Consider the following 12,466-nt stretch of genomic DNA (forward strand, 5'->3'; position numbering starts at 1 on the left):
CTATATTCCGTCCATATCGCCACCGTCCCGCCCCGCGCGGCCCGCCCGACCGGCGCCCCGCCCCACCACCGGCCGCGACCCGGGTGACCCGGCGTCCGCCGGCCCAGCCCGCTCGGCCTCCGCCCGTTGCGACCCGACCCGGTCGGCCTCCACGCGCTCCCGCTCGGTGGCCTCCGCGCGCTCCCGCTCGGCGGCTTCTGCCCGCTCCGCCTCGGCCCGGGCCCGACCGCCGAAGCCGAGCACCGCGAGCACCGCGATCACCCCCATGGCCCCGCCCACGATCAGCATGGCCGTGGTGATGTCCGTCGAGTCGAGCAGGAAGCCCGCGAACAGCGCCCCGAGGGAGTTGGCCCCCGAGCTGAGCAGCATGACGATCGAGCCGGCCCGCCCGCGCAGGTGGTCGGGCGCGGACTGGAGGACGTACAGCATCCCGGCCACGTTGCTGATCCCGGCGCCATAGTGGATCAGCGCGAAGATCGCGCCGAGGACGACCAGGTCCGGGGCCAGCCCGATGAGCGGCATCAGCACCGCCCAGGCGATGTTGACCCCCATGATGATCCGCCGGATCCCCCAGCGGCTCAGGTAGAAGTTGCTGGTCATCGCGCCGGCCATGCCGAGCACGCTGTTCACCACCAGCAGCATGCCGACCGTGGGTGGCGAGCCGCCCCGGGCCTTGACGATCACCACGAGCCCCAGCCCGAGCACCTGGAACAGGATGTTGCTGGCCGCGAAGAGGCCGAGGGCGCGGCGCAGGTAGAGCTGGCCCCAGACGAAGGCGAAGCCCTCGCGCATGCGGGCCAGCAGCCCGCCGGGCTCGTCCGCGCGCGCCTTCGGCGCCTGCAGGTCCCGCCGGACGAACAGCAGGGTGACCAGGGAGACCAGGTGCATCAGCACGGCGAAGCCGAACGGCGCCCAGCGGGTCAGCGCGTACAGCAGGGTGCCGGCCGGCTGGCCGAGGATGCTGGCCGCGTTGGCCCGCGACTCGTTGGCCGCCGTGGCAGCGCCGTAGCGCTCGGCCGGGACCACGTTGAACACCGCGGCGCGCTCGGCCAGGGCGTAGCAGATGCCCAGGCTGGCCTCCACGAACGCGACCGCCATCAGGTGCGGCAGCCACACCGCGTCGCGGGCGACCGCGACCGCGACGCTGCCGATCGCGACGATCCGCCCGGCGTTGCAGAGCACCATCGTGCGGCGGCGGTCCCAGCGGTCGACCAACGCGCCGGCCGGCAGCTGGGTGACCAGGTTGGGCAGCAGCGCGGCGAAGGTGACCAGGCTGGCCGCGGTGGCCGAGCCGGTGGACCAGAAGACCAGCAGGGTGTAGCTGATCGAGGTGGCCCGGGAGCCCAGCGCCGAGACCCCGGAGCCGACCCAGAGCAGCAGGAAGTCGCGGTTGCCGGTCAGGCGGCCCGGCTGCGGGGACGTGGCCGCCGGGTGCCCGACCGCGCTCACGACGGCTGCCCGACGGGGGTCGCCCGGCACCAGTCGAGCACGGCCATCGCGCTGTAGAGCTTGTTCTCCGCCTGCTGGAAGGCGATGCTGGCCGGCCCGTCGAGGACCTCGGCGGTCACCTCCTCCCCCCGGTGCGCCGGGAGGTCGTGCATGAAGACCGCGTGCGGGCTGCGCCGCCACAGCTCCCGGTCCACCCGGAACGGGGCGAAGTGCGTCCGCCAGTCGGGGTCGGGCTTGCTGGTGCCGGTGGTCTGCCAGCGGGTGGTGTAGATGGCGTCCAGGTCGCCCGGCAGGTCGTCCATGTGGTGCCGTTCGACGAGGTGCGCGCCGCACCGCTGCGCCTGTTCCCGGGCGAGGGCCGCGATCGGGGCCGGCAGCCCGTACCCCGCCGGGGTGCGCAGTTCCAGCTCGACGCCGGGAAAGCGGGTCAGCGCCAGGGCCAGGGCCGTCGCGGTGTTGTTCGCCTCGCCCAGGTAGAGCAGCCGCAGGTGCTCGATGCGGCCGAAGCGCCGCAGCAGGGTGGTCAGGTCGGCCAGCGCCTGCGTGGGGTGCTCCTCGGCGCTCATCGCGTTGACCACCGCCATCCGGTGCTGCCGCGACCAGTCGCGCATCTCCTGCGGGTCGGCGGCGGTCCGCGCCACCAGCACGTCGAGCATGCCCGACAGCACCCGCCCGGTGTCCGCGCTGGACTCCCCGGTGTTGACCTGGAGGTCGTCCGGCCCGTACTGGATGGTCTTCGCCCCGAGCCGCAACGCGGCGACGGTGAACGCGGTCCGCGTCCGGGTCGACGTCTTCACGAAGTACGTGCCGACCACCCGGTCGGCCAGCGAGTCGGCGGACTCGCCGGCCGCGAACCTCGCCCCCCGCGCCACGATCGAGTAGAGGTCGTCGTCGCTCAGGTCGCGGACCGACACCAGGTGCCGCACCTGCCGCGCCGGCGCATCGGTGACCGTCGCGGGGACGCTCGTCACGGTCGTCATCACATCTCCTCCGTCAGTGCGGTGTCGGACGCCAGCAGCGACACGACCTCGTGCCCCTGGTCGCCGTTGGTCAGCAGCACCAGCCCGGAGCCGTCGGGCACCCGGCCGGCGGCGAGCGCGTGGTAGCCGGCGACGCGGCCCCGGTGGGTGAACTCCACCCGCGCTCCGGCGCGCCCCTCGACGCGGTCCACCATGCAGCCGAGACCGAAGATCCCGCCCGGTCCGGCGGTCAGCTGCGCCACCGCCAGCTCCTGGCTCAGCAGGGCCGGGCCACCCCGGTACGCGACGTGGATCTCCCGTACGAGCTGGGCCAGGTCGGTCGCAGTGCTCCACAGCCCGGCGGCCGCCAGGTCCGTACGCACCTGCCAGCCGCCCGGCAGCGGCTCGCCCCGCTCGTCGTGCCCCACGGCCACCGGCCGGCCCGACGTCTCCGGGAAGCTCTGGTCGAAGCTGCTGCCGGTCATCCCCGCCGGCCCGAAAACCAGCTCGGCCATCAGGTCGGCGAAGGGCGTCGCGGTGACATCCTCCATGAGCTGCTGCACCACCACGAAGTGGCTGTTGCGCTCCACCGCGACCTCATCGGGCGCGTCGAGCGCCCGGACCGGGCCGGTGGGCACACCCCGGCCCCGAAGCACGTCCGACAGGGTCGGTACGGGGCCGCCGCGCGGATGCCCGGTGCTGCCCGTCGGCGTGAGCCCGGCGACGTGGCAGAGCAGCTGCCGCAGGCTCACCGGCCGGTCGGCGGGCAGCTGCCAGCCCTTCAGGTAGGCGTTGACGTCGGTGTCGAGGTGGAGCTGTCCCCGCCCGATGAGGACCAGCGCGCCGACCGCGGTGACGAGCTTGCTCACCGAGCCGACCTGGAACACGGTCGCCGGGGTCACCGGGGCGTCGCCGCCGGCCGTGCGGTGCCCGAGGGCGCGGACCTCCACCAGTTCGCCGTCGGCGAGCAGGGCCAGCGACGCGCCCGGCACCCGGTGGGCGGCGAGCAGCGGCTCGACGGACGGCAGCACCGCGGCGGCCCGCGCCGCGCCGGAGCGCGGGGTCGGGTCGGCCGTCGCCGGCGCGCCCGGGGCGAGCGAGGCGGCCAGCTCGGCCAGGGTCCGGTCGGCCATCGCCGCCCGCAGCGTCAACGCGACGCCGGCCTGCCGGGCCGCCGTGACCACCGGCACCACCAGCAGCGAGTGCCCGCCGAGGGCGAAGAACCGGTCGTGCCGGCCCACCCGGTCGACCTCCAGGACCCGGGCCCAGATGTCGGCGATCAGCTCCTCCAGCCCGGGGCGGGGCGGGGTGTGCCCGGCCGCCGAGCCCGTCTCCACCGGGGGCAGCGCCCGGCGGTCGACCTTGCCGTTGGCATTGAGCGGGATGGCCGGCACCGGCACGAAGACGCTCGGCACCAGCTGGCTGGGCAGCCACCGCGCGCAGTGCGCGGCCAGGTCCGGCGCGTCGCCGACGTGGTAGGCCACCAGCCGGGGCCCGCCGGCGCCCGTCGAGTCGACGGTCACCACCGCGTCCCGTACGCCCGGATGCGCGGCCAGCACCGCCTGGACCTCGCCGGGCTCCACCCGGTGGCCGCGGATCTTGACCTGGTCGTCGACCCGGCCGAGCAGGTCGAGCTGCCCGTCGGGCAACCAGCGGCCGAGGTCGCCGGTGCGGTACAGCCGCCCGCCGTGCGCGTCGAACGGGTCGGGCACGAACCGGTCGGCGGTCAGGTCGGGCCGGCCGGCGTAGCCGCGGGCGAGACCGGGGCCGCCGAGGTGGACGTGGCCGACGACGCCCACCGGCACCGGTTGCAGGTCGGCGTCGAGGACGTACGTACGCATCCCGCCCAGCGGCCGGCCGATCGGGGCCACGTCGCCCGGCAACGGCCCGGTGACCGGGAACCGGCTGACCGCCACGGTCGCCTCCGTCGGCCCGTACTCGTTGAGCAGGACGGTGTCCGGCGCGAGGGCGTGCCAGCGGTCGCAGACCTGCCGGGTCAGCGCCTCGCCGCCCAGCACCAGCAGCGGGGTCAGGGCCGCCGCCCGCGCCGCGTCGAGCTGGCGGGTCAGCAGGTCGAGGTGCCCGGGGGTCAACTTGACGAAGCTGAACGGGCCGGCCTCGGCCAGTCGCGGGCCCAGCTCGTCGAGGCCGGCGTCGGGCGGCAGCAGCCACAGCCGCTGCCCGGTGGCCAGCGGCGCCCAGATGCTGGTCACCACCATGTCGTACGCGACCGACGAGAAGAGCGCGGCACCGCCGGTGCGGTCGGCGATCAGCTCCCCGGCCGCCCAGCCGAGGTAGTTGGCGAGGCTGCCGTGGGTGATCTGCACGCCGTTCGGCCGGCCGGTCGAGCCGGAGGTGAAGATGACGTACGCGAGGTGCTCCGGGTCGGGCGCGCCGGCCGGCGCCTCGGCGGGCAGCGCGGCGATCCGCTCGGCGTCGCGGTCGAGCAGCACCAGCTCCACGCCCGTGAACCGGTCGGCGTGCCCGGTCGAGGTCAGCACCACCGTCGCCCCGGCGTCGGCGAGCATCGCGGCGACCCGCTCGGCCGGGTGCGCCGGGTCGATCGGCAGGTACGCGCCGCCGGCCCGCCACACCCCGAGCAGGGCGGCGACGAGGTCGACCCCCCGCTCCAGCAGCACCCCGACGACCCGCTCCGGGCCGACCCCCACCCCGCGTAGGTGGTGGCCAATGCGGTTGGCCGCCGCGTCCAGCTCCGCGTAGGTCGTACCGTCGACGGCCTGCGCGTCGGGGGTCGCGGCGGCCCACGCCGCGACCCGCTGCGGCACCAGCTCCGTGCCACCCGGGGCGGCCGGGGCGTTCCAGCCCACCAGCACGTCGTGCCGTTCCCCGGCGGGCAGATACGCCGCCCGGGGGTCGCCGTCGGGGTCGGCCACCATGGCCTCCAGCACCAGCCGGTACATGCCGGCCAGCCGCGCCGCGTCCGCCCGGCCCATGGCGTGGCTGTCGGTGCTCAGCTCGATCCGGCCGGCGCCCGCCGCGACGGCGAGCGCGAACTCCGAGGTGCTCGCGCCGATGCGCGCCACGGGCGCGGTGCGTCCGCCGTCGACCTCGGTGAAGTCGAGGTAGCTGAAGTAGACGTCGGTGAGGCGCGCGCCGGCGCCGGGGGTGCGGATGGCCGGCGCCGGGTAGCGCCGGTGCGGCCACAGGTCGGCCTCGCGGGCGTGCACCCGCTGCACGAGGTCCCGCCAGCTCGTCGCCCGCCGGTCGTGCGGGAACGGCAGGGTGTTCAGCGACATCGCGTAGACCCGCTCGCTGCCCACCACGTCCGGGCGGGTGTTGCAGACCAGTCCGCTGTAGAAGGTCGGCTCGTCGGTGAGCTGGCTGAGCACCTTCAGGTGCGCGGCGTGCAGCACCGCCTTGAGCGAAACCCGGGCCGCCGAGGCCAGGGCCCGCAGCCGCGGCTCCAGGTCCGCGTAGGACACGACCTCGGTGTACGGCTCCCGCTCGGCCGGCGCCGTCGGCGTCCACGCGGCGGGGAGCCGGAACCTCGGGTGCCGCTCGACCACGTCCTGCCAGTACCGCCGGTCCGTCTCCGAGGCCAGGGCGCGCAGCTCGCCGGCGACGAAGTCGGCGAACCGCACCCCGGGCGGGGCGGCGACCTCGGGCTCCGCGCCCGCGCGCCGCGCGCGGTAGCGGTCCAGGATCTCCATCACCAGGGCGTGCAGGCTCCAGCCCTCGATGATCACGTGGCAGATGGTGAGCACCAGCCGCCAGCTCCGGTCGGTCTCCAGGCACACGGTGAACCGCAGCAGCGGCGCCCGCTCGACGTCGAACAGCTCCTGGTACTCCTCGCCGACGAACCGGCGCACCCGGACCGTCCGGTCCGCCTCGGCCAGCCCGCGCAGGTCCCGCGTGCCGATCGGGACGTCCACCGTGCGGTGCACGAGCTGCATGGGCACCGAGTAGCCGGTCGTGTCCACCGAGGTACGCAGCACGTCGTGGCGGGCCACCACCTCGTCCACGGCGGCCCGTAGCGCCGCCAGGTCGAACGGCTCCTCGTCGGGGACCAGGAACGAGGCGACGTTGTGGTAGTGGTTCTGGCCGTTGTCGGCCAGCATCTCCAGCAGCATCCCCAGCTGCACCCGCGACAGCGGGTACGCGTCGTCCAGCCCGGCCGGCAGCAGCGGCAGGTCGGCGGGGGACACCAGCTCGAACGGCTCGACGGGGCGTTCGGTCGGCGCCGGCGCGTCCCGGCTCGCCAGCACCTCGGCCAGCGCCCGTACGGTCGAATGCCGGAAGATGTCCGCGACCGTCACGTCCAGCCCGGCGGCGCGCATCGTGCCGGCCAGCACCAGCGCCGTGATGGAGTGCCCGCCGAGGTCGAAGAAGCCGTCGGTGACGCCGACCGCCGGCAGGCCCAGCACCTCGGCCCAGACGGCCGCCACCCGCTCCTCCAGCGGCCCCGCCGGGGCGACGAAGTCCCGGCCCGGCAGCGCCGCGCCGGTGGGCGCGGGCAGCGCCCGCCGGTCCAGCTTGCCGCTGTTGTTGCGCGGCAGCTGGTCGAGCAGCACGAACGCCGACGGGACCATGTACTCCGGCAGGGCGCGCGCCAGCGCGGCGCGCAGCGCGGCAACCTCCGGCGCGGGCCCGTAGCCGGGGACCAGGTACGCGGTCAGCCGGGGGTCGGCCGGGTCGTCGGCGCGGAGCACGACGACCGCCTCCGCGACGCCGGGCAGCGCGGTCAGCGCCGCCTCGATCTCGCCCGGCTCGATCCGGTAGCCCCGCAGCTTCACCTGGTCGTCGAGGCGGCCGAGGAACTCCACGCTGCCGTCGGGCAGCCGGGTGGCCAGGTCGCCGGTGCGGTACATCCGGCTGCCGGGCGGGCCGTACGGGTCGGGCAGGAAGCGCCGGGCGGTCAGCTCGGGCTGGTTGAGGTAGCCACGGGCCACCCCGTGCCCGGCCAGGTACACCTCGCCGGGCACCCCGATGGGCGCCGGGTGGCCGTACTGGTCGAGCACGTACATCCGCACGCCGGACAGCGGCCGGCCGATCCGGCTGCCCACCCCGGGCGCGAGGTCGGCGCGGGTGATCCGGTGGTAGGTGGAGTAGACGGTGGTCTCGGTGATCCCGTACATGTTGACCAGGGCGGTGCGGGCCAGCCCGAGGCGGGCGGCCCACGGCGCGAGGTCGGCGAAGTCCAGCTTCTCCCCCGCCACGACCACCGCGCGCAGCGACAGGTCCCGGATGCCGGGGGCGTCCTCGGCGGCCAGCCGGACCAGCCCGCGCAGCGCCGTCGGGGTCTGCGCCAGCATGGTGACGCGCTGGCGCACCAGCAGGTCCAGCAGGTCCTGCGGCACCCGGGCCACCTCGCGGGGCACCAGCACCAGCCGGCTGCCGTGCAGCAGCGCCCCCCACAGCTCCCAGACGGAGACGTCGAAGGCGTACGAGTGGAACAGCGCCCACACGTCGGTCTCGTCCACCGCGTAGTGCTCCTGCGCGGCGTCGAGCAGGCGCAGCACGTTGGCGTCGCTCACGCAGACGCCCTTGGGCCGGCCGGTGGAGCCGGAGGTGTAGATGACGTAGAGCAGGTCGTCCGGGTCGCGGGCGACGCCCGGATCGGTCTCCGGCTGCCCGGCGAGGTCGCCGGCGTCCAGCAGCACCCGTCGCCCGTCGAAGCCGGCGAGCGGTTCGGCCTGCGCGGAGGTGGTGACCACGGTCCGCACCCCGGCGTCGGCCAGCATGTAGCCGATCCGCTCGGCGGGCTGGGCCGGGTCCAGCGGCAGGTACGCCGCCCCCGCCTTGAGCACGCCGAGCAGCGCGGGCACCAGGTCGGCGTCCCGGTCGAGGCAGACCCCGACGACGGTCTCCCGGCCGGCCCCGGCCGCGCGCAGGTCGTGCGCCAACCGGTTCGCGGCGGCGTCGACCTGGGCGTACGTCAGCTCGACGGCGCCGGCCACCACCGCCACGGCCTGCGGGTCGCGGGCCAGCTGGGCCTGGAACAGCTCGACCACGGTGCCGGTGACCGCCTCCTCCGCGCCCGGTTCGGTGACGCCGAGCAGGCGGTCCCGCTCGCCCCCGGGCACGCAGACGGCCTGGCAGTCGCCGTCGGGGTCGGCGACCATCGCCTCCAGCACCGCCCGGTACATGCCGGCGATCCGGTCCAGGTTGGCCTTGCTGACCAGCCCCGCCCGGGCGGAGAGCGCGTAGCGGCCCCGCTGCGCGAAGCAGGACAGGTCGAACTCGGTGGCGCCCTCGCCGGCGCTGCCGGTGACCACCGGCCCGCTGCCGTCGCCGCCGTGCGTGGCGCGGCTGAAGTCCTGGTAGTTGAACAGGACGTGCAGCAGCCGGTGGCCGGCCTCGCGCTGCATCTCGGCCAGCGGGAAACGCCGGTGCGGCCAGAGCGCGACCTCCCGGTCGAACACGGCTGTGACGAGGTCCCGCCAGGTGCGGGCGGAACGGTCGTACGCGAACGGCACCGTGTTGAGGTACATGCCCTGCACCTCGTCGGCGCCGAGCACCTCGGGCCGGGCGTCGCAGACGAGGCCGGCGTGGAAGGTCGGCTCGCCGGTGAGCTGGGCGAGCACCTTCAGGTGCGCGGCGTGCAGCACCGCCTTCACCGACACGTCGGTGTCGCGGGCCAGGGCGCGCAGCGCCTCGTCCAGGTCGGTGAAGTCGACCGTGGCGTCGACCGTGGCGTCGGGCGCGTCCGGCTCGCCCCAGCCGGCGGGCAGGGTGAACGGGGCGCGCCCGTCCCACACCGACCGCCAGTGCTCCCGGTCGGCGCTCGACTCCAGCGCGGCGAGTTCGGCGGCGATGAAGTCGGCGTAGCGCACCGCCGGCGACCGCACCGGGCGCGGGGCGCGGCCGTCGGCCAGCTCGGCGTACGCGTCGAGCACCTCGGCGACCAGTCGCGCGCTGCTCCAGCCCTCGGTGACGACGTGGCTGATGGTGAACGTGAACCACCAGCTCTCGTCGCTGTCCAGGTGCGCCGTGACGCGCAGCAGCGGCGCGGTGGAGACGTCGAACGGGCGGGCCCGCTCGGCGGCGATGAACTCCGCGAAGAGCGCGGCGTGCCGCTGCGCCGGCACGCCCCGGCCGTCCTCGACGCGCACGTCGGGTTCGGCGTCGGCGTGCACGAGCTGCATCGGCACCGAGTAGCCGACCAGGTCGAACGACGTGCGCAGGATCTCGTGCCGGGCCACGACCGCCCGCACCGCGCCGCGCAGCGCCTCGGCGTCGAACGGCCGCCCGTCGCGGACCTGGTGGGCCAGCACGCTGTGGTAGACCGCGCGGTCGCCGCTGACGGCCGACTCCACCAGCATGCCGAGCTGGGTGCGCGACGCCGGGTAGGCGTCGACCAGCCCGCCGGGCAGCCGGGCCCGGTCGGCGGCGCCGATCAGCGCGTACGGCGCGACCGGGCGGAACTCGTCGGTGTCGGCGTCGCCCAGCGCGGCGGCCAGCCGGCGTACGGTGCGGTGCGCGAAGACGTCCCGCACGCTGGTGCGGTGCCCGGCGGCGCGCAGCGTGCCGACCAGGGTCACCGCGAGCATCGAGTCGCCGCCGAGGTCGAAGAAGCTGTCGGTGACGCCGACGCGGGCCACGCCGAGCACCCGCGCCCAGATTCCGGCGATCTCCTCCTCCACCTCGCCGGCCGGCGCCTGGTAGTCGCCGGTGGCGTACGCGCCGGCGTCGGGGGCCGGGAGCTGCCGCCGGTCGACCTTGCCGTTCGGATCCTTCGGGATGGCGTCGAGGGTGACGTAGGCGGCCGGCACCATCGCCTCGGGCAGCGTGGCGAGCAGCCCCTCCCGCAGCCGGGCCGGTGCCGGTGCGTCGCCGGGGTCCGGCAGCACGTACCCGACGAGGGTGCGGCGGCCGTCGTGCTCGCGGACGGCGGCGACCGCGTCGGCCACGCCGGGGCAGCCGCGCAGGGCCGTCTCGATCTCGCCCAGTTCGATGCGTACGCCGTGCAGCTTGACCTGCGAGTCGAGCCGGCCGAGGAAGTCGACGGTGCCGTCGGGCCGCCACGCCGCCGCGTCCCCGGTGCGGTAGAGCCGCGACCCGGGCGGGCCGTACGGGTCCGGCACGAACCTCTCGGCGGTCAGCCCGGGCCGACCCAGGTAGCCCCGGGCCAGCCCCGTCCCGCCGACGCACAGCTCGCCGGGCACGCCCAGCGGCACGAGGTCCAGCCGCTGGTCGAGGACGTACAGCCGCAGGTTCGGGTGGGGCGTGCCGAGCGGCACCCGGGACAGCCCGGCCAGGGCGTCGGCGGTGCACGCCCAACTGCTCACGTCGACGGTCGCCTCGGCGGGCCCGTACGTGTTGTACAGCTCGCAGCCGGGCAGCGCGGCCAGGAACGCCCGCGCCACGTCGACGGCGATCTCCTCGCCGCCGACGGCCACCGACCGCAGCGACCGGCAGCCGGCGAGCCCCTCGGCGAGCAGCGCCGGGAGCATCGACGGTACGAAGTGGACGGTGGTGACGCCCTCGCGGGTCATCAGCTCGCACAGGTACGCGGGGTCGCGGTGCCCGCCGGGGCGGGCCACCACGATCCGGGCGCCCGCCGACAGGGCCGCGTAGACCTCTCCCGGCGAGACGTCGAAGCCGATCTCGGTCTTCTGCAGCACGACGGCGTCGACGTCCAGCCGGTAGACCCGCGCGCCGACGTGGTCGGTGCGGTTGACCAGGGCCCGGTGCGACAGCAGGGAGCCCTTGGGCCGGCCGGTGGAGCCGGAGGTGTAGATGACGACGCTGCCGTTGTCGGGGTCGGTGAGCGGCTCCGGGTCGGTCGGCGGCCGGTCGGCCCAGGCGTCCGGGTCGTCCAGCAGCACCACGGTGGCGTCGACCGGCGGCAGTTGCGCCCGCAGCTCGGCGGTGGTGAGCAGCACCGGGGCCGCCGCGTCGGCCAGCATGAACGCCAACCGCTCCGCCGGGTACGACGGATCCAACGGCAGGTACACCCCACCCGCCTTGTGCACCGCCAGCATCCCCACGACCTGCTCCACCGACCGGTGCGCACACACCCCGACCAGCACCTCCGGCCCCACCCCCAGCTCGCGCAGGTGGTGCGCCAACCGGTTCGCCCGGCCGTTGAGCTGCCCGTACGAGAACGACACGCCCTCGGCCGTGACCGCCACGGCGTCCGGCCGCCGGGCGGCCTGCGCCTCGAACGCCGCTGGCACGTACCCGCCGACCTCGACGGTGCGGCCCGGGGTGAACCGCGCGAGTTCCGCCCGCTCCCCCGCCGGCAGGCGCGGCGCCGCCGCGTCCCCGTCCGGGTCGGCCGCCATGGCCGTGAGCACCTCGCGGAACATCGCCCCGATCCGCACCAGGGCGGCCGGGTCGGCGCTGCGGCTGTCGCTGACCAGGCGGATGGTCCCGCCGCCCGCCCCGACCGACAGGCCGAACTCGGTGGCCCCGGGCCCGCCGACCTCGACGAGGTCGGTGGCGGCGCCGTCGGGCTTCCCGGCCGTGCCGCCGCCGTCGTGCCGGGTCTCCACGTAGCCGAAGACGACGTCGATCGGGCGGGACCCGGCGTCGGCCAGCCGCGCCACGGCCGGCAGCGGGTAGCGCCGGTGCGGCCACAGCTCCACCTCGCGGTCGAAGACCGACCGCACCAGCTCCCGCCAGGTGCCCGCCGGACGGGCGTGCGGGAACGGCAGCACGTTGATGTACATGCCGTGCACCCGCTCCGCGCCCCGCACCTCGGGGCGCGCGTCGCACACCAGGCCGGTGTGGAACGCGGGCTCGGTGGTGAGCTGGCTCATCACCTTCAGGTGCGCGGCGTGCAGCACCGCCTTGACCGACGTGCCGGTGTCGCTGGCGAGGCGGCGCAGGGCGGCGTCCAGGTCGTGCACGTCCACGGTGTACCGGCAGACCGTCGCGCCGGACCGGTCGCCGAAGGCGTCCGGGAGGGTCAGCTTCGGCCGGCCGGTCACCACCGCCCGCCAGTGCGCGGCGGTCTCCGGCGAGCGCAGCGCCGCCAGTTCGCCGGCGACGTGGTCGGCGTACCGGACGGCGGGCGGCTCGTCCTGCTTCAGCGCCTCGCCGCGGCTGCGCCGGGCGTACTCGCCGAGCAGTTCGGCGAGCAGGGCGTTGAG

At 75.7% G+C, this 12,466-nt stretch carries 3 protein-coding genes (1 of these 3 cut by a window edge); all 3 read right to left on the reverse strand.

Features of this window, described 5'->3' with window-relative positions:
* Tightly spaced (each overlapping or abutting the next), the 3 genes in view from CLT72_RS09250 to CLT72_RS09260 form a layout consistent with a single transcriptional unit that may run on beyond the window.
* Nucleotides 1-1,449, reverse strand: a complete 1,449-nt coding sequence (locus CLT72_RS09250; RefSeq protein WP_101415051.1) for an MFS transporter — start codon at nucleotides 1,447-1,449, stop codon at nucleotides 1-3.
* On the reverse strand, nucleotides 1,446-2,429 hold the full coding sequence (locus CLT72_RS09255) for an ornithine carbamoyltransferase (RefSeq protein WP_101410834.1): 984 nt from the start codon (nucleotides 2,427-2,429) through the stop codon (nucleotides 1,446-1,448). Before CLT72_RS09255 ends, CLT72_RS09250 begins: the two co-directional genes overlap by 4 nt.
* Nucleotides 2,429-12,466: the 3' end of a non-ribosomal peptide synthetase gene (locus CLT72_RS09260; RefSeq protein WP_101410836.1), read on the reverse strand. It continues 13,320 nt past the right edge of the window; the window shows 10,038 of its 23,358 coding nt (coding positions 13,321-23,358); its start codon lies beyond the right edge, outside the window — the gene reads right to left on this strand; it ends in the stop codon at nucleotides 2,429-2,431. The genes CLT72_RS09255 and CLT72_RS09260 overlap by 1 nt, the downstream gene beginning before the upstream one ends.

The organism is Micromonospora sp. CNZ309 (genome assembly GCF_002846525.1).